General features: G+C 64.9%; 27 protein-coding genes. 11 read left to right on the top strand and 16 right to left on the bottom strand.

The window, feature by feature from the left end; translation table 11 throughout:
* Positions 1-122 precede the first annotated feature (122 nt).
* The 8 genes from API01S_RS20525 to API01S_RS20490 all read left to right on the top strand — a co-directional run bounded on the left by API01S_RS20525 (position 123) and on the right by API01S_RS20490 (position 7,807).
* Positions 123-863 (top strand): IclR family transcriptional regulator, encoded by a 741-nt coding sequence (locus tag API01S_RS20525; protein WP_006219149.1) that lies wholly within the window; start codon positions 123-125, stop codon positions 861-863.
* Positions 864-969: 106 nt separating this feature from the next.
* The gene (locus API01S_RS20520) at positions 970-1,713 is read left to right on the top strand and encodes a transporter substrate-binding domain-containing protein (protein WP_006219150.1); all 744 of its coding nucleotides are present in this window, start codon (positions 970-972) and stop codon (positions 1,711-1,713) included.
* A complete protein-coding gene (locus API01S_RS20515) occupies positions 1,710-2,378 on the top strand; it encodes an amino acid ABC transporter permease (RefSeq protein ID WP_006219151.1) in 669 nt (222 codons plus the stop codon). Before API01S_RS20520 ends, API01S_RS20515 begins: the two co-directional genes overlap by 4 nt.
* Entirely contained in the window at positions 2,375-3,157 is a 783-nt protein-coding gene (locus tag API01S_RS20510) for an amino acid ABC transporter ATP-binding protein (RefSeq protein ID WP_061306022.1), read from the top strand. Before API01S_RS20515 ends, API01S_RS20510 begins: the two co-directional genes overlap by 4 nt.
* On the top strand, positions 3,154-4,101 hold the full coding sequence (hutG, locus tag API01S_RS20505) for a formimidoylglutamase (RefSeq protein ID WP_061306021.1): 948 nt from the start codon (positions 3,154-3,156) through the stop codon (positions 4,099-4,101). Before API01S_RS20510 ends, hutG begins: the two co-directional genes overlap by 4 nt.
* Before the next feature lie 284 nt (positions 4,102-4,385).
* Positions 4,386-5,675, top strand: a complete 1,290-nt coding sequence (locus API01S_RS20500; protein ID WP_050728990.1) for a Glu/Leu/Phe/Val family dehydrogenase — start codon at positions 4,386-4,388, stop codon at positions 5,673-5,675.
* A 263-nt stretch (positions 5,676-5,938) separates the two neighbouring features.
* Positions 5,939-6,418 (top strand): thioesterase family protein, encoded by a 480-nt coding sequence (locus API01S_RS20495; RefSeq protein WP_050728989.1) that lies wholly within the window; start codon positions 5,939-5,941, stop codon positions 6,416-6,418.
* 279 nt (positions 6,419-6,697) lie between these two features.
* Positions 6,698-7,807, top strand: a complete 1,110-nt coding sequence (locus API01S_RS20490) for a porin (protein WP_050728988.1) — start codon at positions 6,698-6,700, stop codon at positions 7,805-7,807.
* A gap of 245 nt (positions 7,808-8,052) precedes the next feature.
* Here API01S_RS20490 and API01S_RS20485 read toward each other — a convergent pair whose 3' ends face one another.
* The 6 genes from API01S_RS20485 to API01S_RS20460 form a co-directional block, all read right to left on the bottom strand.
* Positions 8,053-8,862, bottom strand: a complete 810-nt coding sequence (locus tag API01S_RS20485; protein WP_006219157.1) for an RsiV family protein — start codon at positions 8,860-8,862, stop codon at positions 8,053-8,055.
* A gap of 32 nt (positions 8,863-8,894) precedes the next feature.
* A complete protein-coding gene (locus API01S_RS20480; RefSeq protein WP_006219158.1) occupies positions 8,895-9,671 on the bottom strand; it encodes a lipoate--protein ligase family protein in 777 nt (258 codons plus the stop codon).
* Positions 9,668-9,943, bottom strand: coding sequence for a lipoate protein ligase C-terminal domain-containing protein (locus tag API01S_RS20475; protein ID WP_006219159.1), 276 nt, complete (start codon positions 9,941-9,943; stop codon positions 9,668-9,670). Before API01S_RS20475 ends, API01S_RS20480 begins: the two co-directional genes overlap by 4 nt.
* Positions 9,944-9,972: 29 nt before the next feature.
* A complete protein-coding gene (locus tag API01S_RS20470; protein WP_006219160.1) occupies positions 9,973-10,437 on the bottom strand; it encodes a GNAT family N-acetyltransferase in 465 nt (154 codons plus the stop codon).
* 13 nt (positions 10,438-10,450) lie between these two features.
* On the bottom strand, positions 10,451-11,152 hold the full coding sequence (locus API01S_RS20465) for a glutathione S-transferase N-terminal domain-containing protein (protein ID WP_061306020.1): 702 nt from the start codon (positions 11,150-11,152) through the stop codon (positions 10,451-10,453).
* A gap of 149 nt (positions 11,153-11,301) precedes the next feature.
* Positions 11,302-12,204 carry a DMT family transporter gene (locus tag API01S_RS20460; protein WP_061306019.1) on the bottom strand — a complete coding sequence of 301 codons (903 nt, stop codon included), beginning with the start codon at positions 12,202-12,204 and terminating at the stop codon, positions 11,302-11,304.
* A gap of 123 nt (positions 12,205-12,327) precedes the next feature.
* Between API01S_RS20460 and API01S_RS20455 the strand changes: the two genes are divergently transcribed.
* Positions 12,328-12,795, top strand: a complete 468-nt coding sequence (locus tag API01S_RS20455; RefSeq protein ID WP_006219163.1) for an Lrp/AsnC family transcriptional regulator — start codon at positions 12,328-12,330, stop codon at positions 12,793-12,795.
* Positions 12,796-12,826: 31 nt separating this feature from the next.
* Here the strand turns inward: API01S_RS20455 and API01S_RS20450 are convergent, their stop codons facing one another.
* The 3 genes from API01S_RS20450 to API01S_RS20440 form a co-directional block, all read right to left on the bottom strand.
* The gene (locus tag API01S_RS20450) at positions 12,827-13,318 is read right to left on the bottom strand and encodes a glutathione peroxidase (protein WP_061306018.1); all 492 of its coding nucleotides are present in this window, start codon (positions 13,316-13,318) and stop codon (positions 12,827-12,829) included.
* An 87-nt stretch (positions 13,319-13,405) separates the two neighbouring features.
* Complete coding sequence (locus API01S_RS20445; RefSeq protein ID WP_061306017.1) at positions 13,406-14,602, bottom strand: DUF1501 domain-containing protein; 1,197 nt, start codon at positions 14,600-14,602, stop codon at positions 13,406-13,408.
* A gap of 9 nt (positions 14,603-14,611) precedes the next feature.
* Positions 14,612-16,183 carry a DUF1800 domain-containing protein gene (locus tag API01S_RS20440; RefSeq protein WP_254598575.1) on the bottom strand — a complete coding sequence of 524 codons (1,572 nt, stop codon included), beginning with the start codon at positions 16,181-16,183 and terminating at the stop codon, positions 14,612-14,614.
* Positions 16,184-16,422: 239 nt separating this feature from the next.
* Here API01S_RS20440 and API01S_RS20435 point away from each other — a divergent pair, with 239 nt between their 5' ends.
* Positions 16,423-16,755: a tetratricopeptide repeat protein gene (locus API01S_RS20435; RefSeq protein WP_084802469.1), complete on the top strand. Its 333-nt coding sequence runs from the start codon at positions 16,423-16,425 to the stop codon at positions 16,753-16,755.
* A gap of 100 nt (positions 16,756-16,855) precedes the next feature.
* On the opposite strand, the gene phrB is transcribed toward API01S_RS20435, so the two are convergent.
* Entirely contained in the window at positions 16,856-18,277 is a 1,422-nt protein-coding gene (gene phrB, locus API01S_RS20430) for a deoxyribodipyrimidine photo-lyase (RefSeq protein WP_061306015.1), read from the bottom strand.
* 345 nt (positions 18,278-18,622) lie between these two features.
* Here phrB and API01S_RS20425 point away from each other — a divergent pair, with 345 nt between their 5' ends.
* On the top strand, positions 18,623-20,071 hold the full coding sequence (locus API01S_RS20425; protein WP_039883184.1) for a CoA transferase: 1,449 nt from the start codon (positions 18,623-18,625) through the stop codon (positions 20,069-20,071).
* Positions 20,072-20,166: 95 nt separating this feature from the next.
* On the opposite strand, the gene API01S_RS20420 is transcribed toward API01S_RS20425, so the two are convergent.
* The 6 genes from API01S_RS20420 to API01S_RS20400 form a co-directional block, all read right to left on the bottom strand.
* Positions 20,167-20,703, bottom strand: a complete 537-nt coding sequence (locus API01S_RS20420; RefSeq protein WP_006219171.1) for a peroxiredoxin — start codon at positions 20,701-20,703, stop codon at positions 20,167-20,169.
* A 92-nt stretch (positions 20,704-20,795) separates the two neighbouring features.
* The gene (locus API01S_RS20415) at positions 20,796-22,241 is read right to left on the bottom strand and encodes a BcpO-related WXXGXW repeat protein (RefSeq protein ID WP_061306014.1); all 1,446 of its coding nucleotides are present in this window, start codon (positions 22,239-22,241) and stop codon (positions 20,796-20,798) included.
* Between the two features lie 35 nt (positions 22,242-22,276).
* A complete protein-coding gene (locus tag API01S_RS29360) occupies positions 22,277-22,441 on the bottom strand; it encodes a hypothetical protein (RefSeq protein WP_006219173.1) in 165 nt (54 codons plus the stop codon).
* Between the two features lie 260 nt (positions 22,442-22,701).
* Complete coding sequence (locus API01S_RS20410) at positions 22,702-23,109, bottom strand: DoxX family protein (protein WP_061306013.1); 408 nt, start codon at positions 23,107-23,109, stop codon at positions 22,702-22,704.
* Between the two features lie 198 nt (positions 23,110-23,307).
* Positions 23,308-24,696: an ATP-dependent RNA helicase DbpA gene (dbpA, locus tag API01S_RS20405; protein WP_050728979.1), complete on the bottom strand. Its 1,389-nt coding sequence runs from the start codon at positions 24,694-24,696 to the stop codon at positions 23,308-23,310.
* A gap of 71 nt (positions 24,697-24,767) precedes the next feature.
* Entirely contained in the window at positions 24,768-25,526 is a 759-nt protein-coding gene (locus tag API01S_RS20400) for an IclR family transcriptional regulator (RefSeq protein WP_061306012.1), read from the bottom strand.
* Between the last annotated feature and the right edge of the window lie 41 nt (positions 25,527-25,567).

Below are 25,567 nucleotides of genomic sequence, written 5' to 3'. Positions count from 1 at the left end.
GGCGCTTTTTTTCGTCTGAAATTCGGGGTTTTCCCTGTAAATTCTCAGTATTCGGGAATGAAAGGCAGTGAATTAATCGAAAGTTGATAATCTCCGCTCCATATTGCTTGGAGCTGAGTTTGATGTCTGAACCCTCGGTAGGGGCTGGCGCGGATCGCGTCCTGTACGTGTTGGCCACGCTGGCCCGGCACGATGGCCCGCTTACGATCGCCGCATTGGCAGAGAAAACCGGCCTGGCTCAAAGCACGCTCTATCGCCAGGTGGCCCTGCTCAAGCGCTGGGGCTTCGTGGCCGAGCACGAAGGGGAATACGGCCCGGGACCGCTCTGCGTCCAGCTGGCATGGGGCTTTGACCAGTCTTCCTTCCTGATCCATGAAGCGCAGCCCGACATGGCTGCGCTGGCGGCTGCATCCGGCGAAACCATCGGCTTGCTGGTGGCCGTCAAAGACCAGGCCGTGTGCCTGGACATGGTCGAAAGCCAACACCCGCTGCGCTGTTCGTTCACCAAGGGGCGCGGCCTGCCGCTGGCGCGTGGCGCTTCGGCCAAATCTTTGCTGGCGTTCATGCCGCTGGGCCGCTTGCAGGCCGCTCTGGCCTATCTGGCCGACGAAGCCGGCGTGGATGCAGGCCGCCTGACCGACGAACTTGAGCGCATACGCGAACAGGGTTACGCCGTGACCGATAGCGAGGTCGACGCCGGCGTGTGGGGCGTCAGCGTCCCGATCTTCCAGCGGCCCAACCAGGCTGTGGCCTCGATCACCTTGATGGCGCCTTCCACGCGCGCGGCCCAGCAGCCGGACGCGCTGATCGCCATGACCGTCGCGGCCGCGCGCCGCATTTCCGAACGCCTGAAAACGCATTGAAGGCTCGCCTCTGGCGCGTGCCGCCCATTCTCATTTGAATTTTCCGATTCCCTAGTCGCATCACCTTGCCGTACTCATCGCCGTACCCTCACGCATAGGACTGACCATGACCACTCGCCGCACATTGCTGACCGCCGCCCTGACGCTGGGCCTCGCCTGGAGCGCCGGCCCGGCGCACGCCCAGGAAACCATCCGCGCCGTCACCGACGCAACCTTCCCGCCGATGGAGTTCGTCAAAGACGGCAAGCGCACCGGTTTCGACATTGAGCTGGTGGAAGCGCTGGCTGGCGCGATGGGCAAGAAGGTCGAATGGATCGACATCGATTTCAAGGGCCTGATCCCCGCCTTGCAAGCCGGGCGCGCCGACATCGCCGTGTCCGCCATCTACATCACGCCCGAGCGCAGCAAGGTGGTCGACTTCACCGACCCGTACTACGCCGGTGGCCTGGTGGTGCTGACCAAGGCCGACGGCCCCATCAAGACGCTCAAGGACCTGGACGGCCGCAAGGTGTCGGTGCAGGTGGGCACCAAGTCGGTCAACTACCTGAAAGAACACTTCCCGTCCGTGCAGCGCGTGGAAGTCGAAAAGAACCAGGAAATGTTCAACCTGGTGCAGATCGGCCGCGCCGATGCCGCCGTGACCGGCAAGCCGGCCGCCAAGCTGTTCGCGCAAAGCACCACGGGTCTGACTGTGCTGGGCGACCAGATCACGACCGAGGACTACGGCATCGCCGTGCCCAAGAGCAAGCCCGAGCTGACCCGCGAACTGAACGCGGCGTTGCAAAAGATCAAGGGTGACGGCAGCTATCAGGCCATCGTGAACAAGTGGTTCGAGGCGCCCAAGAAATGAATCTGGAATTCGCCCCCGTCTTCGCCGACTTCGACAGCCTGATGCGGGGCGCGGTAGTTACCATCGAGGTAACTGCCGGCGCCTTGTTGCTGGGCTGCGTCATGGGCCTGCTGGTCGGCGTCGGCCGGCTCAACCCCAAGCGCTACGTCATCTACAACCTGTGCAGCGTCTACCTGCTGTTCTTTCGCGGAACGCCGCTGCTGGTCCAATTGTTCATCTGGTTCTTCGGCCTGCCGCAATTTGGCGTGACCTTGCCCGCCTTTGCGTGCGGCGTCTTGGGCCTGGGTATGTATTCAGGCGCGTACGTGTCGGAAATCGTGCGCGGCGCCATCCAGTCGGTGGACCGTGGCCAGACCGAAGCGGCGCGTTCGCTGGGCATGTCGTCGGGCCAGGCGATGCGCATCATCATCCTGCCGCAAGCGGTGGTGCGCATGATTCCGCCCCTGGGCAACGAGTTCATCGCGCTGATCAAGAATTCGGCGCTGGTGTCGCTGCTGACCATTCACGACCTGATGCACGAAGGGCAGAAGATCATCAGTGTGTCGTATCGGTCGCTTGAAACGTATCTGGTGGTGGCGTTGATCTATCTGGTCCTGACGACTGCCGCCATGTTGATTTTGCGCAAGGTCGAGCAACACCTGCGCGCCGGAGGGATGGTGCAATGAACCAGCTGGGCAATCCGCAGGAAATGATCCGCATACGCGGCCTGGAAAAGTCCTATGGCGAGCATGCCGTGCTCAAGGGCATCGATTTCGATGTGCTGCCTTCGCAGGTGGTGGTCGTGATCGGGCCCAGCGGCTCGGGCAAGAGCACCTTGCTGCGTTGCTGCAATGGCCTGGAAGTGGCGGAAGCCGGCACCGTGGACATCTGTGGCCAGACGTTGCTGGACAACGGCACGTTGTTGCCGGAAGCGGCCTTGAACCAGCTGCGCATGCAGGTGGGCATGGTGTTCCAGAGCTTCAACCTGTTTCCGCACCTGTCCGTGCTGGACAACGTCACCGTGGGCCCGCGCACGCTGCGTGGAATGGGGCGCGACCAGGCCAATGCACTGGCCGAAGACCTGCTGAAAAAGGTGGGGCTGTCGCAGAAAATGGCGGCCATGCCGGCCAGCCTGTCGGGCGGTCAAAAGCAGCGCGTGGCGATCGCGCGCGCGCTGGCGATGCAGCCGAAGGTCATGCTGTTCGATGAGCCGACCTCGGCGCTGGACCCTGAGCTGGTGGGCGAGGTGTTGCAGGTGATGAAGCTGCTGGCGCGCGAAGGCATGACGATGATGGTCGTCACGCACGAAATGGGTTTTGCGCGCGATGTGGCCGACGTGGTGGCGGTGATGGACGGCGGGGTCATCCTGGAATCCGGGCCGCCCGAAGTGATCTTCACGCAACCGCGCGAGGCGCGCACCCGCGAGTTCCTGCAAGCGGTGTTGAGCCAGGGGGCGGCGGCATGAATGCACCACAGGTGGATAAAAGCCTTTGGAAGGCGCGCGACGACAGCGCCGAACAGGGCGATACGCGTCGGCTGGCGCACATCGTTGAAGCCGAGGCCGGGCAGGCCGGCAAGGGCGAATCGGTCTTGCTGGGCTTTGCCTGCGACGCCGGCGTGGCGCGCAACCAGGGGCGTGTCGGCGCGGCGGAAGGCCCGGCGGGCATCCGCAAATTCATGGCCGGCTTGCCCGCCCATGGCTTTGAGCGGCTGCTTGATGCCGGCGACGTCGTGTGCCAAGGCGACCAACTGGAAGACGCGCAGGAGCGCTTGGGCCTGCGGGTGGCCGGGCTGCTGGAGCAGGGCGCTCGTCCGCTGGTGCTGGGCGGTGGGCACGAGATTGCCTGGGGCAGTTTCCAGGGCCTGGCCCGCTGGCTGGAAGCCCAGGGCGATACCGAACCCGTCCTGGTCCTGAATCTGGACGCGCATTTCGACCTGCGCACGGGGCGCCCGGGCAGTTCCGGTACGCCCTTCGACCAGATTGCGCGCTACTGCGAAGCGCAGGGGCGGGCGCTGCAATACGCCTGCCTGGGCGTCTCGCGGCTGGCCAATACGCCGGCCCTGTACGCGCGCGCTGCCGAGGTGGGCGCCGTGTGGGTCGAAGACCGCGATATGCAGGAACGCCATCTGGCCGCGCGTCTGGCCAATGTGGACGCCTTGCTGGCACGCGCGCGCCACGTCTATCTGACGATCGACCTGGACGTGCTGCCGGCAGCCGTCATGCCCGGGGTGTCCGCGCCCGCGCCGTATGGGGTGCCGATGGCGGTCGTCGAAGAAATCGCGGTGCGGGTCAAGGCCAGCGGCAAGCTGCGCGTGGCCGACATGGCGGAATACAGTCCGCGTTTCGACGTCGATGGCCACGGCGCGCGGGCGGCGGCCCGGCTGGCATGGCAGTTGATGGCGCCGTAGCATCGATGTCGGGAACGGCATCGCTAAAAAGGGGCTGCTCTCGCAAGGGGCTGCCCCTTTTTTCATTGCTTGCCCGCCAAGCCTTGGTGGCCGCGGCTTGCGGTTGACCGAGGCTGGACGCTTGCGAATTGGCGGCTTAGGATAGGGCAGTTTTCGAGCCAGGCTCGTGACCCGTACGGTATCCACAACGGCAATGCGTCCCTATTAAAAATATTTAGGTTTTAAATAGGGACGCTATGGTTTTCGTGGATAAAATGGCGCAACTTTGTCAGGAGATCATGCTCATGTCTCAAACGCCCACCCATGCCTTGCCGTCTTATCTGAATGCCGATGACCTCGGCCCCTGGGGTAATTACCTGCAACAAGTCGACCGGGTCACGCCGTACCTGGGCACCTTGGGTCGGTGGGTCGAGACGCTGAAGCGTCCGAAGCGCGCCCTCATCGTCGATGTGCCGATCGAACTGGACAACGGCACCATCGCGCACTTCGAAGGCTATCGCGTGCAGCACAACGTGTCGCGCGGCCCCGGCAAGGGCGGTGTGCGTTTCCACCAGGACGTGACCTTGTCCGAAGTGATGGCGCTGGCCGCGTGGATGTCGGTCAAGAACGCCGCCGTGAACCTGCCTTATGGTGGCGCCAAGGGCGGTATCCGCGTTGATCCGCGCACGCTGTCGCATTCCGAACTCGAACGCATGACCCGCCGCTACACCAGCGAAATCGGCGTCATCATCGGACCCTCCAAAGACATTCCCGCTCCCGACGTCGGCACCAACGCCCAGGCCATGGCCTGGATGATGGACACCTACTCCATGAACGAAGGCGCCACCGCCACCGGCGTGGTCACCGGCAAGCCGATCGCGCTGGGCGGCAGCCTGGGCCGCGTGGAAGCCACCGGCCGTGGCGTGTTCGTCGTTGCGTGCGAAGCCGCCCGCGACCTGAACATCGACGTGTCCAAGTCGCGCGTCGTGGTCCAAGGCTTTGGCAACGTGGGTGGCACCGCCGCCCGCCTGTTCCATGAAGCCGGCGCCAAGGTCATCGCCGCGCAGGATCACACCGGCACCGTGCACAACCCCGCAGGCCTGGACGTGCACAAGCTGCTGTCGCATGTGTCGCAACACGGCGGCGTGGGCGGCTTTTCGGGCGGCCAGGCGCTGGACAAGGACGAATTCTGGACGCTGGAAACCGAATTCCTGATCCCCGCCGCGCTCGAAAGCCAGATCACCGCTGAAAACGCGCCCAAGGTGCGCGCGAAAGTCGTGGTGGAAGGCGCCAACGGCCCCACGACCCCGGAAGCGGACGACATCCTGTTCGAACATGGTGTCTACGTGGTGCCGGACGTGCTGGCCAACGCCGGCGGCGTGACCGTGTCGTACTTCGAATGGGTGCAGGACTTCTCCAGCTTCTTCTGGAGCGAAGAAGAGATCAACCAGCGCCTGGAACGCATCATGCGCGAGGCCTACAGCGCCGTGTCGCAAGTGGCCAAGGAACACAAGGTCACGCTGCGCACCGCCGCGTTCATCGTGGCTTGCACGCGTATCCTGCAAGCGCGCCAGGTGCGCGGCCTGTACCCGTAATGACTGAATCGACGCCGCGTCATTGACGCGGCGCCGAGGAGGCCGAGGCAGACAAGAAGAGAAATCGCCCCGTATGGGGCGATTTCCATTTGGGGACGGTGGTGAGATCTCATCGGGCCTAGCGGGCGCAACAGGAAGGGGGCGCGTCGCCTAAACAGAGCAGCCTGCACAATCTGCATAGAATGTGCCGGTGCCAAGAACGACGCCAGAATCAACATTGCGTCCCTTACCTTCATTCCCAGCCTTGTCCCCCGGAGGACCCCATGACCCAAACCTTGCCGTCCACAACCCTCACTGTGGACCCCGCCTGGATCGACGCGTACGGACATTTGAACGCGGCGCATTATGTCGGCATCTTCGACCGGGTCGGTTTCGAACTGCTCAGTCAGGTGGGCGTGGGGCTGGACTACACTGAGGCGACGCGCTGCGGCATCTACACGATGAACGTGCACGTGGCCTATCTGCGTGAAGTGCTGGAAGGCGACCCGCTGGCGCTGCGCGTGCGGGTGCTGGAGGCGGACGACAAACGGCTGCTTTGCCTGATGGAATTGACCCAGACGCGCGACGGCTACCTGGCCGCCACCATGGAGCAATTGTCCTTGCACGTGGATTTGAATACCCGCCGCGCCAAGCCATTTCCGCCAGAACTGCAAGAGCGCCTGGCCCGGGCCGCCGCCGACCACGCCGCCCAACCGCTGCCGGAAGGCTATCGACGCCTGCTGCCCTTGAAAGGCGCCAGATAAACAACACTCCAAGCGTGTTGGGTGATGCCGAGATTGCATTGCACTAGCGGCGTTCTTAACATGCAAACGTGACGTGCTCATTGGCCGAGCGGACGTATAGCCCGGTTGTGGAGCGCAGACCACAGTAGGGCTTTTTTTACGCGGATCGGGGCCACTAGCCTTATCGCATCATTGCCTGACACATAGCGTCCCTAGAATTCGTTCCTGCCATGCGCTGCGCGCCGCTTGCCAAACAAGCCGGGGCACAGCGCGGGTATGTTCAATCAAAGGGAATATGCAATGAAAAAGACTCTGCTCGCATCCGCGCTCTTGGCCGCCGTGTCCGGCGTGGCCCAAGCGGAAACCTCGGTAACGTTGTATGGCCTGATCGATACGGGTATCGGCTACCAGCGCATCAAGGGCGACGGCTATCACGAATCGAAGGTCGGCATGGTCAATGGCGTGTCGAGCGGCTCGCGTTGGGGCCTGCGTGGCGCGGAAGACCTGGGCGATGGCCTGTCCGCCGTGTTCACCCTGGAAAGCGGCTTCAATTCGGGTAACGGCCAATCCGGCCAAAGCGGCCGCCTGTTTGGTCGCCAAGCCACCGTCGGCCTGAAGGCCGATTCGTGGGGCCTGCTGGAATTTGGCCGTCAGACCAACATCGCGTCCAAGTACCTGGCGTCGATCGATCCGTTCGCCGGCAGCTACGGCCAGGCCAACGTCGGCGTGGCGTTCAGCGCCGCCAACACCGTCCGCTACGACAACATGGTGCAGTACTCGACCCCGTCGTTCAGCGGCTTCCAGTTTGGCGCGGGCTACTCGTTCAACGCCTCGGACACGACCGCCGCGCAAACCGGCTTCAAGACTGCCGACAACACGCGCGCCATCACGACCGGCCTGCGTTACGTGAACGGCCCCTTGAACGTCGCCGCCACCTATGACCAACTGAACCCCGCCAGCCAGCTGGGCAACGACGCCACGCCCAAGTCGTGGTCTGTCGCCGCCGCCTACGACTTCGAGGTGGTCAAGCTGGCGTTGGGCTTCGGCCAGACGCGCGACGGCTGGTTCACTGGCCAGAGCATCAATTCTTTCGGCAGCGGCAGCCCCACGGCCAGCAGCTTCGGCACCAACGTTGCGGTGTCGGGCTTCAAAGCCAATTCCTACCTGGTGGGCTTGACCGTGCCCTTCGGCGCCAGCAGCTTCCTGGCTTCGTGGCAGCGTGCCGACCCGAACGGCACCCCGCTGACGGCCGGCAACGACTCGACGATGAACGTCTACAGCATCGGCTACACGTACAACCTGTCCAAGCGCACCAACCTGTACGCGCTGGGTTCGTACGCCACCGACTTCGCGTTTGTTGACGGCGTCAAGAGCACCGTTGGCATCGTGGGCGTGCGCCACCGCTTCTAAGCGATGCGCGCGGGGGCCGGCGGCACGCGCATGGCGCGCGTCGCCGGTTCTGTCCTGCCATGGTTGCGTTGAGCGGACTGGGCGTCTTACCCGGCCACAGACGCGAAAAAGGCGGCCACCTCCCTAGCTCCACTCTCAGTCCGCTCACCCGAACCTCGGGCTTGCAAGAGCCCGGCGCCGCGTCGAGCCCGCATGGCCGGCACTGGGCGATCTCGCCCGCTGCCGGCCTTGGCATTCGCGCAGCGTCAGGAACGCGGCAACAGCTCCGGCTTCAGGATGCCGCGCAGGTCCGCGTAGGGGATGCTCAGTTCCGGTTCGCCGTGCGAATACGGCGCAATCGAATAGGCGTCGTACTTCACGACGATGCCGTCGCGGGTCAATGCGAAGTTGTCGCTTTCCTGGAAGGGCCACATCTTGTTGTAAGAGGCGGGATCGCGCTTGGCGTCGGGGTTGCCCGTCAGCCACTTGGCATGCGCGCGCTGCAACGCGGCCACGTATTCGGCGCGCCGGCCGGGGATCAGTGCTTCGTCCAGGCTCATGACGCGGCCGCGAGTACGTTCCCAGTTCAGGTATTGCGTTGCCGGAATGCCGTGCGCGGCGCCGGTCAGGAATTGTTCGGTGTGCAGCTCGATCGACACGATGTCGCCCACCGTGTCTTTGACCGACGCCTTGAAATACGTGGAGTCGCGCGGACGCGCGGTGGACCAGAAGTACTGCGTGTATTCCGACAGCGTGTTGTACGGGCCTCGGCGATTGGCGTCCGTGCCGGTCATGTAGGCCAGCACGTGATCGACCAGCGCGCTCAGTTTGGGGATGCCGGGAAACGCCACGCTGTCGATTTCAATGCGCGGGCAATCGCCTTCGCAACCGGGCTTGTTCGACGCCCATTTGATGCGTTCGGTGGAAAGATCGCCCACCTTTTCTGGTGTGGACGAGGCGGGCTCGGCCAGGGTGATGTTGGCGGGCGGCGACGTGCCGCAGCCAGCCAGGGCCAACAGGGCCGCGCCCAGGATCAGACCGCCTATCGCGCCTTGCGGCGTGAATGTGCGACGCATTGAACTACCTCCACAAAATCAAAGCCTTGCCGTCAAGGCACCACGCCCGTCCATTCCGGCGTAGAGAACTTTTCATCGGCCTGCTGCTGGGCGCGCGCCAGCGTATCGCTGCCGATTTGTCCCGGAGTCAGACGATGCAGGCCCGCAAAAGTTTCCAGCATGCGGCTGATGATCACTTCGCGCGCCAGGCCGGTCTGCGTGCGCAGCGGGTCGACGCGCTTCTTCGCGCTGGTGGTGCCTTTGTCGGAAAGTTTCTCGCGACCGATGCGCAAGACCTCGACCATTTTATCGGCGTCGATATCGTAGGACATGGTCACGTGGTGCAGCACCGCGCCGGCTCGGCGAGCCTGGGCGGCGCCGCCGATCTTGCCGATGTCGGACGCAATGTCGTTCAAGGGCTGATACCAGGCCTTGATGCCCAAGCCTTGCAAGGCCGTCAGCACCCAGGCGTCCAGGAACGCATAGGATTCCTGGAAGCTCATGCCATGCACCAGCGCCTGCGGCGCACTGAGTGAATAGGTGATGGAGTTGCCCGGTTCGATGAACATCGCGCCGCCGCCGCTGACACGGCGCACGACTTCAATGCCATGGCGCTTGGCGCCTTCAGGATCGACTTCGTTTTTCAGAGATTGGAAACGGCCGATGACGACGGCAGGCGCGGCCCATTCCCAGATGCGCAACGTGGGCGGGCGCTGGCCTGCGCCGACCTCGTCGGTGATCACGGCGTCCAGCGCCATGTGCAGCGACGGGGCCTGCGGGCCTTCGTGAATCAATTGCCAGTCGTAGTCGTTCCAGTCGGTGCGCGTCATGCCAGCGCCCTCCGCAGCACCACGGCCACGGCTTCGGCGGAAAAGCCGAACATCTCGGCGTCCGCGGGCAGGGCGGATTGCACCGCCACTGCCAACTCCAGTTCACCGGCATCGGCCGGCATGCCGTTCAAGCCACTGTTGATGGCTTCCAGCGCCTCGGGCGGCTCAAGAAAAAAGTCGCCGCTGATGCGGACGTTGGCCAGGCGGCCGTCGCGCACTTCGAGATCCGCGACAACCAGTTTGCCGCCGGGGACTTTGTATTCGCCATGCATGGGCGCTCCTTGCGAAATCAATGACAAAACTAAAGGTTCAGCTTCATGCCGTCGTGACTGGCGGTGAAGCCCAGGCTTTCATAGAACCGCCGCGCATCGGGGCGCTCGCGGTCGGTCGTCAGCTGGACCAGGCCGCAGCCCTGGGCGCGGCACTGGTCGATGGCCCATTCAAACATGGCGCGTCCCAGACCCTGGCCGCGCGCCGACGAGGCGATGCGCACGCTTTCGATCTGGCCGCGCCACAGACCCAACCGCGACAAGCCGGGTATGAACGATAACTGCAAACAGCCGACCAGGTGCGGGCCTTGCTCAACCACGGCAAGGAATTGGTTGGAATCCTGCGCGATGGCGGCGAACGCGGCCGTGTAGCGGGGGTTGAGCGGCACCGAAGCGTCTTCGCGCTTGGCGCCCAGTTCGTCGTCCGCCAACAGCGCGACGATTTTCGGCAGGTCTTCCTGGCGCGCGCGGCGAAACACCAGTTGCGGGTCGGGCATTGGACAGCTCCTTCTAGCGGGTGGTGTTCTGCGAGGTTTGGCCGAACAGGATGCGGCGTGATTCCTCGTCGCTGATGGACGGCGCGGTGTTGACGCTGTCGGCCAAGGCGTAGGCGCGCTGCGTGGCGGGCCGCTGGGCGATGGCGTTGAACCAGCGTTGCAGATGCGGGAAATCGTTCAGGTCCTGCCCCTGCTTGGCGTGCGGCACGATCCAGGGGTACGCCGCCATGTCCGCGATGGAGTAGTCGCCCGCGACGAATTCACGGTCGGCCAGGCGCTTGTTCAGCACGCCGTACAAACGGTTGGTCTCTTTGACGTAGCGATCGATGGCGTAGGGGATGCGTTCCTGGGCGTAGCCGGAAAAATGGTGGTTCTGGCCCGCCATGGGGCCCAGGCCGCCCATCTGCCAGAACAGCCACTGCGACACTTCCGCGCGGCCACGCAGGTCGGCGGGCAGGAACTTGCCCGTCTTTTCAGCCAGGTACAGCAGGATGGCGCCCGACTCGAACAGCGAGAGCGGTTCGCCGCCGTCGGCGGGCTGCGTGTCGACGATGGCGGGAATGCGGTTATTGGGCGCAATGGCCAGGAATTCAGGTTTGAACTGATCGCCCCGGCTGATATTGACCGGGTGAATCTTGTAGGGCAGGCCGGTTTCTTCAAGGAACAGCGTGATCTTGTGGCCGTTGGGGGTGGTCCAGTAATAGAGATCGATCATGGGATGCGTCCTGGGAATCAAGGCGCCGCCGACAGCATCGGCGGATGGAAGGCCATGATAGCGGCAGGCATTAATCCCAGCCCCGAATAACCGGGGCCGGGGGCGGGTTTCTTGCAGGGCAGGGCAAACAGGCGGCGGTGGCCGCTGCCTTACACGGCGCGAGGGCGCCGCCCGGGCAGGCGCCACGTCCAGTTCAGGCTGACGCCAGCGGCGGCCACGAAGATCATCGCCACTCCCACCACCTGCACGGGTTCCATGCGGTGGCCGTAGACCAGCAGGTCCAGCATGATGGCCACGGCCGGGTAGATGAAACTGAGCGCGGCGGTGGACGTGGTCGGCAGTTTCTGGATGGCCGAATACATCAGGATGTACATCAGGCAGGTATGCACGAGCCCCAGCGCCACCAGGTAAGCCCATTGCAGCGGGGCGGCTGGCAGGGCGTTGAAGTCGGCCATGGGCAGCAGCATGACAGCGCCCAGCGTCACCTGCGATAGCGCCAGCACTTGGGGGGGAATGCCCTTCAAGCGTTTGACGATGACCGCGGTGATGCCATATAGCGCGGCCGCGCCCAGGCCCAGCAGCAGGCCGGCCAGATAGGTTTGCCCGCCGGCCCCGTGGGTCTCGGTCAGGCGCAGCACCAGCAACAGGCCGGCGAATGCCACCACGGACCAGGCAAGCTTGCCGCGCGAGGGGCGTTCACCCAGGAACAGCACGCCCAGTCCGATCAGAAAGAAGGGCTGGACGTTATAGACGGCGGTGGCAAGCGAGATGGACGCCAGCCGATAGGCCGAGAACAGCAGCACCCAGTTCATCACCAGCGCCGCGCCGGCCACCAGCGTCAAGGCCAGCGTCTTCGCGGTGAACAGGCCGGGCTTGAGCAGGCCGCGCGCCCAGCAATACAGGAACAGCGACAACGCGCCGAACAGGCAGCGGAAGAAGACGACGTTCCAGGCGCTCTGGCCGGATTCCAGCACGAACACGCCCAGGGTTCCGGACAACACCATCGCAGAGGCCATTTGCGCCAGGCCCAGGCGTTCTGATGCGGGGGTCATGATATTTCTCCATCGGGCCGCTCGGCCACGTTCTTGATGGAGAAATTATCCCAGGCGGATCATCCCGGTTATATGATGATCGTTCGGTACTTTCATATCCGTACCTTCATTTAGGTGGAATTTATGCAAAACGACCTAAAGATTGAAAACCCCGTTCTGGACGGTATCGATCGCCGCCTGGTGCAGACGCTGACGGCCAACGCTCGCACCACCACCGCCGATCTGGCGCGGCAGGTGGGCATGTCGGCGCCCAGCGTGGCGGACCGCTTGCGGCGGCTTGAGGAATCCGGCGTCATCCGCGCCTACACGCTGGACGTGGACCCGGTGGCGCTGGGTTATACGCTGCAAGCCATTGTGCGCATTCGCCCCTTGCCGGGGCAATTGCGGCATGTCGAAGGGCTGATCCAGGAAATTCCGGAATTCGTCGAATGCGACAAGGTGACGGGAGACGATTGCTTCATCGCCCGTGTGGTGCTGCGGTCGATTTCGCATCTGGACGGCATTCTTGAGCGGGTGACGGAATTCGCCGAAACCAATACCGCCATCGTCAAGGCGCATACGGTGCGCCGCCGTCTGCCGCCTTTGCGATGACGGACGGCCCGCGCCGCGTGAAGATCAAACCCTAGACGGGTGCGGACAGCGCGCGCGCCACATCGTCTTTCAGGCCAGAGGGCGTGTCCGTCGGCGCGTAGCGCTTGATGACCTGGCCGTCGCGACCCACCAGGAATTTGGTGAAGTTCCACTTGATGCCTTCGGTGCCGAAAACGCCGGGCTTTTCGCCTTTCAGCCAGCGGTATAGCGGATGCGCGTTGGGCCCGTTGACGTCGACCTTGGCGTACAGCGGAAACGTGATGTCGTACTGTGTGGAGCAGAAACTGCGGATCTCGGCTTCGTCGCCCGGCTCTTGGTGCCCGAACTGGTCGCAGGGAAAACCCAGCACCGTGAAACCGTCGTCGCGGTACGAGCGGTATAGCTCCTCCAGCCCCGCGTACTGCGGCGTGAAGCCGCATTTGGACGCTACGTTCACCACCAGCAGCACGCGGCCGCGGTAGGTGTCCAGGGACTGATCCACGCCGTTGATATCGCGGGCGGTGAAATCGTAGATGGTGCTCATGCGGGCTCCTGTTTCGGGCGTTGCAACGCGGACGCGTGCACGCCAATCAGCCCGTCGAGTGTAGCGCTGCGCGCCCGGGCCGGGGCGTCAGACAAGTCCGATATCGACAGGGGCTACGCCCGGGAATACCTTTGCCAGCCGTGCCTTGTCCAAGCCGTACAAGCGTGAGAACAGGCCCGCGAAAACCCCGCGGTACTCGTTCAGCACGGGGTAGTCGCGGTCCTGGAACAAGGTGTCTTGCCTGACCGCGACCTGGCGGCCGGCGATATGCCCGCCGCGCACATTGCCGCCCATCACCCAGTACACCGTGCCGTGGCCGTGGTCCGTGCCCTTGTTGCCGTTCTCGCGGAAGGTGCGGCCGAATTCGCTGATGACGACCACGGTGGTCTGGTTCCACGCCGGCCCCATCGCGTCGGCATAGGCGGCCAGCGCGCGACCCAGTTGTCCCAGGCGGCCGGCCAGCGAGCCCGTTGCGCCGCCCTGACCCACGTGGGTATCCCAGCCGCCGACATCGACAAAGCCTACGTTGTAGCGGTCGGACATGAAGCGGGCGATGCGGCGGATTTCCTTTTCCAGCTTGTCGGTCGATACCGCGTTGCCGTTGGCCGCCTGCATCTCGGCGTCCAGTTCCTGCTTTGTAGCGCCCATGATGCGCTGGCCTTCGTCCACCGAAGCGTGCAGGTCCGTATCGCGGTACATCGCGGCGATGGCGCGATTGTCGGCGTCACTCAAGCGCGACTTCCGGTTTGCGCCACCCAGATCCACATTGGGCACGCGGGCGTCGCCGCGCAGGATCTGCGGCACTTCCGACGTGAAGGCGGCCGGTTGGACCGCGCTGGCGCCCAGCGCCAACGTCAGACGATTCAGGAAGCCCGACCGGTAGTTGCCTTCTTTCTTGGCGCCTTGGCCCAGCTCGATGCTGTTCTGCGTTTCGAAGTGGCTGCGGGTCAGGTCGTCCGTACCGGCAAAGGGCACGAACGCCAGTTGCTTGTTGCGATAGAAGGGCAGCAGGCTGTCCGCCAGCGCCGGGTGCAGGCCCCAGCCGTCGGCCAGCGGCAGGGCGGCGCCGTCGCCCGAGCCGGGCCGGGCGATCGCGATGCTGGGCCGCGACTCGTAGTAGAAGTCGCTGGAGGTGGGCACCAGCAGGCTGGCAGCGTCGTAGGCGCCGCGCATGAAGACGATCAGCAGCCGGTTGCCCGAGGCAGCGGGCGCGGCATAGAGCCGGCTGCCACCCAGCACCAAGGGGGCGGCAGCCATCATTTGAAGCAAGCGGCGACGATCCATCGCGTTCTCCTAGCGGCGCATGAATTCTGGCGAGGCCAGTAGATAGGTATTGGCGTCCACGGGCTTTCGGGCCTGGCCGATGGCCTCGCGCGTGGCGGGCGACAGCGTCCGGGCCAGGTCAGGATTGGCGTCCAGCAATGGGACCATCCTGGGCAGCGCGCCCGGCTCGGTGTCGCCCTCGGTCCGATAAAACGGCTTGGGCGCGCCGGCAATCAGACGCGCGATTTCGAAGCGCTGGGTCATCTGGCCCGAGCCCGACCAGTCGGACTTGAACATCGGGTAACCGTCGGGGGTAGGGCGTTGATACAGGCCTTGGCCCATCTGTTGCAGCATCCCGGCCACCGGCTTCGGATTGCGGATGGGCGGCAGGTCGGCGTAGGTCAGGCGCATCGCGGAAAACACGTAATGCACCGGGTCCTTGAATACGCCGGTCTTCAGGGAACGGGCGAATTCCGGCGACGAGTACAAGGTTTGCAGCGTGGCGGCGATATCGCCGTCGCGCGCCAGAAACGTCTTGGCCATGCGTTCGATCAGCGCGGGAGGCGGCGCGTCGCCCATGAAGTAGGTCGCCATCTTCGCGCTGACAAACCGCGCCGTCGCCGGGTTGCGGGCCAGCAGGTCGATGGCCTGATCGACTTCGTCCATCCCGCCGCCCCGGATCTTGTGGCCCAGGAAAACCTTGTCGCCGCTATCGTGGCGCGCCGGGTTGAACAGAAACAGGCCGTCCTGGACCAGATCGCCGCGCATCCCGGGCTTGACGCGCGGCGGCTTGTCGCTGTTGTGCACACCCAGCCCGGTCAGGATGCGCGCCAGTTCCTGCACATCGGCCTGCGTGTAGCCGCCGTTCACCCCGAGGGTATGCAGCTCCATGATTTCACGCGCGTAGTTCTCGTTGATCTGCCCGGCCACATTGCGCGTGTTGTCCAGGTACACCAGCATGGCGGGTGACCGGACGGTGGCTCGCAGCATGTCGCCGAACTTGCCCAGCGCGTGCGGGCGGATGGCGCGCTCTTCGTACTGCGGCAGATACGTGCCCACGTCGCCCTTGCCCGCGAACACATTGAAGTGGTTCATCCAGAACCAGGTCATCTGTTCCTGCAATTGGTCTGGCGAATACAGCGCGCGCAAGATCGTGCGGCTGGCGGTGTCCTGGGCGCGTTGGCGCGATATCGCGCGCGCTTCACGCTGCATCTGCAACTTGGCTTGCGGCTCCAGATCGCGGGCGTCCTGGCGCAATTTGCGCTGTTGGGCCTGCGCGTCCTGCTCCGATTGCTGGTTGATGGACAGCGCGTCGATGCTCGCCTGGATCGGCGCTGGCAAGGGCGCATGGGCAGCCGGATGCAACTGGGCTTGCAGGTAGCGCTGCGCGCCCAGTTCATGGATGCGGGCAAGCTCGGCCGGCGTGGCGCCCCAGGTGATGCGGTTGACCAGCGCGGCTTCGTACGCGCGACTGTCGTCCTGCGCGGGGAGGGGCGCAGTGGCCGCGCCGTTGGCTTTGCCCTGCGTGGACGCGGGCGGTTGGGCCAGCGCCACCGCTGCCAGCGGCAGGCAAAGCATCGGCAGGAGTTTCCTCAGCAGCATTCGCGATTGCATCATCAAGCGTGATCCCGGGTGGCCAACAACACGTGTGACACGATAATCCTTCGAACATTCCCGCATGCGCATCTTGAAACGCGCGGAAACCGCATTCTGGAATGCGCGGTTAATCCCGGCCATCGCCGGGGCCATTGCGGATCGTGCGGCGGCCTCGTCTTATGATGGCCGCTTGCACGCGCCAGGCAGGCGCGAATCATGCGCAGGATGCGGACAGGAGCACGCCAATGGAAGGAATGATCGAACGGCTGGAGGCGATGCTGGCCAAGGGCACCGACAACATGTTGCTGCGGTTTTCGCTGGGCAAGGCCTATGCCGAGCAGGATTGTTTCGACCAGGCCCAGACCCATCTGCGCGCGGCGCTGGACTTCGACCCCGCCTATTCGGTCGCGTGGAAATGGCTGGGCAAGGCGTGCCTGGGCATGGGCGACGCGGTAGAAGCGCGCGCGGCATGGGAACGTGGCGTGGCGGCCGCCCAGGCGCGCGGCGACAAGCAGGTTGAGAAGGAATTGCAGGTTTTTCTCAAGCGCCTGGACAAGCAGGCGGCCGCTGGCGTTTGAACCGCGCGCCGGGCGAGCCAGGTTCTTCATCTTCATCGGCAGTGGCAGGCAGCGGTGGCTGGCATCAATTGTCGCCATCAATCTCCGCCTGCACCCGCCCTCATCCCACCGCTGGCAGATTGCCGAACGCTTCCAGCGCGCGCAAGCGGCTTTGCGCCAGATCGACGATAGGCATCGGGTAACCGGCTGCCGCGCGCTCCATGGGGCTGGGGTCGTGGATCGCCTTGTCGTCCAGGTCGGCCAGTTCGGGTAGCCATTCACGCAGGAATACCCCGCGCGGATCGAAACGGCGTGATTGCGATAGCGGGTTGAAAACGCGGAAGTACGGCACGGCGTCCGCGCCCGTGGACGCGCTCCATTGCCAGCCGCCGTTGTTGGCCGCCAGATCGCCGTCGACCAGATGCGCCATGAACCAGGCTTCGCCTAGCCGCCAATCGATCAACAGGTTCTTGGACAGGAACATGGCGGTCACCATGCGCAGGCGGTTGTGCATCCAGCCCAGCGCCAGCAGTTGGCGCATCGCCGCATCCACGATGGGAATGCCCGTCTGGCCCTGCTGCCAGGCGCGCAAGTCGTCGGGGGCGTCGCGCCAGGGAACGGCGGCGGTTTCCGGCTTCATGGGTTGGTGCATGGACAGCGAGGGGTAGGCGGCCAGCAGATGCTGGTAGAACTCGCGCCAGAGTAATTCGTTGATCCACGTAGCCGCGCCTGCCTTGCCGCTGTCCAGCTCGCCATGATTGGCCGACAGCGCCGCGCGCAGCGCCTGGCCGGGCGACAGCACGCCCGCCGCCAGGTAGGGCGACAGGCAACTGGTGCCCGGCATCGAGGGAAAGTCGCGCTCGTCCTTGTAGGCATCGATCACGCCATCGGTGAAGGCTTCCAGGCGGTCGCCCGCGGCGGCTTCTCCGGCGGGCCATAGGGCGCGTATCGCCTCGCTTGGACGGGCAAACCCGTCGAACGTGTCGGGCAGCGGGTCGGCGGACCAGTCGGGCGGGGTCTGCGGGCGCGGGGGCGGCACTGCGACAACGGGCGCGGTACGCAGCCGGTCGCGGCAAGTGCGTGCGTAGGGCGTGTAGACGCGATAGCAATCGCCCTTGCCTGTGGTGACGGTGCCAGGGCGCAGCAGCGAGGCGCCGTGATGCAGCGTCCAGTCCACGCCAATCGCGTCCAGCGCGCCGGCAACGGCCGCATCGCGGCGGCGTTCGTTGATGGCCCATTCCGTGTTGGCGTGTACCTGGGTGATGGCATGCGCCTGGCAGAACGCGGCGATGGCCTCTGGCGCTTTGCTCCAGTCGGCCACGGTCAGCAGTTTCAACGGAATGCCCCGTTCGCCCAGGTCGCGCGACAACTCATGCAGGTTGCGCAGCCAGAAATCCACCTTGGCCGGCGCGTCGCCATGCTGGCGCCATTGGTCCGGGGCGGCCAGGAACAGCGCGGTGACCGTGCCGTTTTCGCGGGCGGCCGCCAGCGCGGGGTTATCGTGCATGCGCAGATCGGTGCGCAGCCAGAGCAGCGTATTCATGAAAGGCGATTTCCGGGCGAAAAATGGGCGGGCGGCGAAGCGACCCGTCGAGGCTGGCATTCTATATTGGGCCGGCTCGTGGAAGACGATGTAAAAACTACGAGTAGATGTGACGGCGCGGTGCGAAGGAATGTGCTTGTCACGAGCGCCGGGCAACGCGATATCCTCCTCGCCCGGCCCGCCCGTGGCGCAGGGGGCGGACGCGGCATCCCGGTGCTGGCCAAGTAGCGGCCAGCCGCAAGTCAAGCGGTCAAACCATGAAACACGCTGGCGCGAGGTTTGTATTGACGCGCCTGGGCCGCCGCCATGTAATCGATTCAACGACTGAAAAAAAAGTTGAACGCTATGGGAAATCTGATGGACCTTCGCCCGTCCTTTCTACGGGGACGCACATCCGCCGCCACGACATCGCGCGACGTCCTGCAAAGGCTGTGGCGTTCTTTCGATTTGCCCGACGAATCAATGGAACACGTGATGTTGACGGGCGCCGATCCGGTGGTTCCGTCCTCGTTCGCGGTGGGCACGGCGGCGCAGGTCAGCATGGCCGCTGCGGCGATGGCGGCCGCCGAACTCTGGTATCTGCGCGGCGGCTCGCGCCAGCAGGTCAGCGTGGACATGCTGCACGCGGCGCAGGAATGCCGCAGTCATTTCACGATCAACGGCGTCACCCCCAACATCTGGGATCCCATCAGCGGCGTGTACCAATGCGGCGATGGGGGCTGGGTGCGCATCCATGCCAACTTCGCCCATCACCGCGATGGCGCGCTGGCGTTGCTGGGCTGTCCGACCGGCGAGGGCACCACGCGCGAAGCGGTGCAAGCCGCGTTGAGCCGGTGGAAGGCGCTGGACTTCGAACAGGTTGCCGCCGACGCGGGACTGGTCGTGTCGGCCATGCGCAGCTTCGATGAATGGGACCGCCACCCGCAAGGCCAGGCGGTCGCCGCGCAACCCTTGATGACGATCGAACGCATCGGCGAGGCCGATCCGCGCCCCTTGCCCAAGTACGGCCAGGACGCCCGGCCCCTGAAAGACATACGCGTGCTGGATCTGACGCGCATCATTGCCGGGCCGGTTTGCGGCCGCGCGCTGGCTGCCTATGGCGCCGACGTGATGCTGGTGAATTCGCCGCACTTGCCCAACATTGACAACATTATCGACACCAGCCGAGGCAAGTTGTCGGTTCTGGCTGACCTGGATACGGCCGACGGTCGCATTGCGCTGGGCAACCTGCTGCGCAGCGCCCATGTGTTCGTGCAAGGGTACCGGCCGGGCGGCATGGCGGCTCTGGGTTTTGGCCCGCAGGACGCCGCGCGCATTCGTCCCGGCATCGTCTATGTATCGCTGTCCGCCTACGGCAACGTGGGCCCCTGGGCCAATCGCCGGGGTTTTGATTCGCTGGTGCAAACGGCCACGGGTTTCAATCACGCGGAAGCGCAGGCAGCGCATCAGGACGCGCCCAAGCCCTTGCCCATGCAGATTCTTGACCACGCTTCGGGCTATCTGATGGCGTTCGGCGCGCAGGTCGCGTTGGCGCGTCAGGCGACCGAAGGGGGTAGTTGGCACGTCCGGGTGTCCTTGGCGCAGACCGCGCATTGGTTGCGCGGACTGGGCCGGGTTGAAGGCGGGCTGGACTGTCGCATGCCGGACTTCGGCGGCTTGCTGGAAACCGAAACGTCGGGCTTTGGCGAATTGGTCGCAGTGCGCCATGCCGCTCGCTTTTCGGAAACGCCCGCGCGCTGGGCGCGCCCATCCAGTCCGCCCGGCTCGCATCCGACCGTTTGGCCATTCAACTAGGCAACGCGGTTTTCACGTTGACCTGATGACAAAGGCGCCCGAGGGCGCCTTTGTTATTGCCATCGTCCCGGAAGCGGCGACGATGCGCTTCGACCTTATTGTTTGGCCTTCCAATCGCGCAGCGCGCGCATGGTGTTGGCCACGTGCGATTCCGGGTTCATGTCGGTGAATTCGTACAGGATCTTGCCCTGCGGCGAGATCACGTAAGACACGCGCTGCGCGTATTCCGGGCGCTTGTCGTGCACGGCGTCGTAGGATTTCATGATCTTGCCGTCGCCATCGGCCGCCACCGCGAACTTGCCGCGGCATTCACTGACCGAGAATTTGTTCAGCGTGTCGATGTTGTCCGTCGATACGCCAATGACGGTAGCCCCCAGCGACTTGTACTCGTCCGTGGCTTCGGCGAAGTTGTGCGCTTCGATGGTGCAACCCTGGGTGAAGGCGGCGGGGAAGAAATACAGGACGACCGGGCCTTGCTTGAGGGCATCGTTCAACTTGAACGTGAAGACCTTGCCGCCCAGGGATGCCTGGGTGCTGAAGTCGGGCGCGGAAGCGCCGACGTTCAGGGCAGCGTGGGCAGAGGCTGCGGCCAGCAGGCCGCAGAACATCAGGCAGGGGACAAGGCGTTTCATGGGTGTCTCCAAATCAACAGGGGCGCGCGCGGCGGTCGGCGGCAAGTGGCCTACTGTAGTCCGCGCGCGGTCGGGGGTAAAGGTCAGTGAGGTCAGTCGCGGTTGGGACCACCGCCTCGGCCACCGTCGCCGCCACCGCCTTGCTGACGGGGCTGCGCGGCTTCGCGCGGCTGTTGAGGCCGGGCTTGCTGCGCCTCGCGGGTGGGCTGCTGGCGGGCCTGCTGTTGTTGCTGTTGTTCACGAGCCTGCTGCTGGCGCGCCTGCTGTTGTTCACGCGCCTGCTGCTGCTGGACCTGTTGATGCTGCTGTTCGCGCGCCTGCTGCTGGCGGACCTGTTGTTGCTGCTGTTGCTGCTGCTCTCGCGCCTGTTGCTGGCGCACCTGCTGCTGCTCCCGGTCCTGTTGCTGCTGCCGCGCCTGCTGATCGCGCGCCTGTTGCTGCTGTTGCTGCTGTTGCTGCGCGCGCTGCTGTTGATCCCGCTGTTGCTGTTGATCGAGTTGCTGACGGTCTCTCTGCTGGTTATCGCGTTGCTGTTGGTCGCGTTGCGCTTGGTCCCGTTGCTGCTGGCCGCGCTGCTGCTGATCGCGCTGCTGCAAGTCGCGCTGCTGCTGCTGTTGATCCCGCTGCGGCTGGGTGCTCGTCGACACTGCGGACGCCGGACCCCGCCCCGCATCCGGACGATTCGGATTGCCGCGATTCGGATCGGGGCGATTATTGTCCCCGCCAGGCCGTTGGCCTTGGGGCGGTCGGCCACCGTTATCCGGGTGATCCACGAAGGCCTGCGGCGGGCGGCCCTTGTTGTGGTCATAGAACTGCGCGCGGTTGTTGCCGGCCTCGCGCACGAAGTTGCGCTGAATGTCCGTGGGCGGAGCATGGCGATCGTTGCGAGCGGCCAGCTCGCGCGGGTCCGCCGCGCGCCGCACGCCATCGGGCCCGCCGTGATAGCTGACCCGGCGGTTGTCGATATTGTTGACGACCACGGTGTGGTTGTAGACGTTGGTGACCCGGGTGACGTTCACGTTCGTCACCGAGCGGTTGTAGTAGAAGCGGTCGCGCTTCCAGTACCCGCCCACATAGCCCAGGCCGACATAGCCAAAGCCATAATTGATGCCGCCGTAAAAGCCCACATGAGGCCCCCAATAGCCGGGGTTCCACAGGTACAGGCCGTTGGTGAAGCCCCAGTAGCCGGGCGTCCACAATGCGCCCGTGTAGGGCGCCAGCACCCAGGCGCCGGGCACCCAGAAAAAGCCGTAGCGATTGCGGCTCCAGTAGCCGGGCACCCACATATAGCCGTCGGCGGGCGCGGGCGGCTGCACGTAGACGGGCAGCGGCGGCGGCGGTTCGGGGCTGCGGTCCACCAATGCCAGATTGGCGGACGCCGGGTCGCCGCCGTCGTAGTCGGGCGCCTGCGGCGCTGCGGGCGGGGGCGGCGGCGCGTAGGTTTGCGCCAGCGCGCCGCTGCACACGGCCAGCAAGGATACGGTGATGGCGGCGGCGGCGGCGGGCCGTAAGCGGGAAATCCGGACTGAGGGCGTCATGGCAGTTCCAAAAAGACGCGTCGCGATGGCGACGGTCAATATCCGCGGTAGTAGTAATGCGGCGCGGGATACGCGGGGTAGTAATAGTGCGGCGTGTAATAGACCGGGGCGGGGCGGTAGTAAGCCGGGCGGGCCGGCACCACGACGCATCCGGTCAGCGTGCTGGCCATCACCATCATCAATAAAAGGCTCTTCTTCATGTTCGTGACTCCCTACCTGGCGCCAGGCGTGGCATACGCCCTTGGTGCGCTGGTAAGGATTAGGCCATACCGGATGGCCCTGGTTCGCCTCTTGTAATCGATCCGAAACAGCTTTCGCGTGACCGATGTTTGCGCCTGCGTGACGGCTCATGTCGTTGGTATCAATCCTTGCAGGCAAAGAAACGGGGCCGCCGTGGCGACCCCGTTTTGCGTCACGCCGCGTCACGCCGGGTAACGGCGCGGGCGGCAGGGACGAACGCTCAGTTCCAGCGGCCGCCGTTGCCGGCCAGGCTGAAGCGGCCTGCGCCCATGAAGGCCAGCGCCAGCGCGGTGAACAGGAACATGCCTTGCAGTTCCAGCGCCCAGCCGCCGTTGTTGGTCATGCTGCCCAACTGGCCGGTGTGCGCCAGCAGGATGGCGACAACCATATTGATGGCGATGATCAGGCCGCCCAGGCGCGTGTACACGCCGACGATCAGCAGGACGGGCGCGAGGATCTCGCCCACGTAAACGCCATAGGCAAGAAAGCCCGGCACGCCGTGCGAAGACAGCATGCCGCTGATGCCGGTCACGCCGCCGCCCATCAGCTTGGACAAGCCGTGAAGCAGAATCAGGATGCCCAGGGTCAGGCGCAGGATCAGCTTGCCGGTATCGTCGGACTTGATCATGGTGAGTTTCTCTTGTGATGGTTTAAAAGGGGACAAAGGTTTCGTTGGAACCCACCGCGAACCTTTGGTTCCAAGCCCGCACCGCCGCGCGCGGCGCGGCGGCGGCCTCAAGCGGCGCCATTATGGCAAATGCCCTGCAAAATCATCAAGCTTTCGTCACGCAGACGGTCAAATCCGCCGACAAAGTCCTGCCAACAATCAGAATTCCTCAAGAAAGCGCATGCGGAAGCGCCGGCCCTTGATATTGCTGTTGGACACGCGCGAAAACGCCTGCTTGGCGATCTGGCGGTCCAGCGCCACGTAGGCGTTGAATTCGGTGATGTTGATCTTGCCCACCTGTTCGAAGGTCAGCCCGCCGTCGCCGGTCAGCGCGCCCAATAGGTCGCCGGGGCGCAGCTTGTCTTTCTTGCCGCCCTGGATGCACAGCGTGACCATGGGCGCGCGCAGGGGCCGGTCGGCCTTGGGCTTGAGCGATTTGATGTCGCCCCACTTCAACGGCGTGCCCTGGTATTGCTCGACCAGGTTGGCCCAGCGCATTTCGTCCGGCGAACACAGGCTCAGGGCCAGGCCCTTCTGGTCGCCCCGGCCGCTGCGGCCGATGCGGTGCACGTGCACCTCGGTGTCCTTGGTGACGTCCACGTTGATGACCGCGCCCAGGTTCTGGATGTCCAGCCCCCGCGCGGCGACGTCGGTGGCGACCAGCACCGCGCAGCTCTGGTTGGCGAACTGGATCAGGATTTCGTCGCGCTCGCGCTGTTCCAGGTCGCCATTGAGCGCCTGCGCGCTGATGCCGTCGGCTTGCAGGCGTTCGACCAGATCATGGCTGCGGATCTTGGTGTTGCAGAACGCTAGCGTGGACACGGGCCGGAAATGCGCAAGCAGTCGGGCCACCGCGTCCAGCCGGTCTTTTTCGTCGATTTCGTAGAAGATCTGCTCAATGCGGCTGGCATCGTGCTGCGCTTCGACCTTGACCTCGGCCGGGTTGCGCAGGAAGCGCGCACTGAGCTTGCGGATGTTGTCCGGGTAGGTCGCCGAAAACAGCAGCGTCTGGCGCTTGGTGGGGCAGTGCGAGGCAATGGCCACGATGTCGTCGTAAAAGCCCATGTCGACCATGCGGTCGGCTTCGTCCAGCACCAGCGTGGTCAAGCCACTCAGGTCCAGGCTGCCGCGTTCCAGGTGGTCCTGGATGCGGCCGGGCGTGCCCACCACCAGGTGCGCGCCGCGCGCCAGCGATTCGGCTTGCGGGCGGGCCGGGGCGCCGCCGCACAGCGTCAGGATCTTGACGTTGGGGATCAGGCGCGCCAGGCGGCGCAATTCCTGCGCCACCTGGTCGGCCAGTTCGCGGGTGGGGCACACCAGCAGCGCTTGCGGCGCCAGGCGCGTGGGATCCAGCTTTTGCAGCACGCCCAGGCCGAACGCCGCGGTCTTGCCGCTGCCGGTCTTGGCTTGCGCGATGATGTCGCGGCCTTCCAGGATCAGCGGCAGGCTTTGCGCCTGGATGGGCGTCATCTGCTCGAACCCCAGGCTTTGCAGGTTATCGAGCAGGGCGGGCAACAGGGGAAGGGTGGAAAAGGGCGTGTTGGTCACAATAGGGCGGCTCGCAAAAGCCGCGAAAAAACGGAATCGACCGACAGTGTAAGCCCTGGCATGGCCGCGCCCTAGTCGTCGGCCTCGTAGGTGCCCGCCAGCGCGCGGGCCGCCTCTTGCATGCGGGGCAGCCAGCCGCGCGCGCCGTCGATGGACAGGCGCGCCACCGGCGCATGCAGCGCCACGGCCGCGATCACGCGCGAGCCGCGCAGGATGGGGACCGCCATGCAGACGATGCCCAGCAGAAATTCCTCGCGGTCAAAGCTCGCGCCTTCTTTCTTGATGGCGCGCAGCTCGTCTTCCAGCGCGCTCACCTCGCACAGCGTATTGGACGTGTAACGCGGCAAGGGGGCGGCGGCCAGCAGCCGCGCGCGCGCCTCGCGCCGCATGTGCGCCAGAAACAGTTTGCCGCTGGCCGAACAGTGCAAGGGCACGCGCGAGCCCGTTTGCAGGTTCACCCGCAGCGGCCAGGCGGTTTCGACGCGGTCCAGGTAGATGACCTCATCGCCGTCCAGCATGGTGCAGTTGCAGGTTTCACCGATTTCATCGACCAGGCTGTCCAGGATGCGATGGCGCTCGCCGCGCAAAGGGGAATTGAGCAGGGTGTCGCGCGCCAGGGCGCTCAGGCGGGGGCCGCTGACATAGCTCTTGCCTGCCGGTTCGCGCAGCAGCATGCCGGCCTCGACCAGCCGCGTCAGGATGCGCAGCACGGACGGCTTGGGCAGGCCGGTGGCCTCGGTCAAGGCGGCCAGCGACACCGGCGCATCCGATCGGGCCACCTGTTCCAGCAGAGTCAGCGCGCGCAAGGCGGCGGAGGATTCGTCTTTCATCTTTCAATATTTGAAGATTTCGCGGCCGAGGGACCGTCGTT

Source organism: Achromobacter piechaudii NBRC 102461 (genome assembly GCF_001571245.1).
Lineage (GTDB): Bacteria > Pseudomonadota > Gammaproteobacteria > Burkholderiales > Burkholderiaceae_B > Achromobacter > Achromobacter piechaudii.
This window is presented reverse-complemented; position numbering and strand designations above follow the sequence as displayed.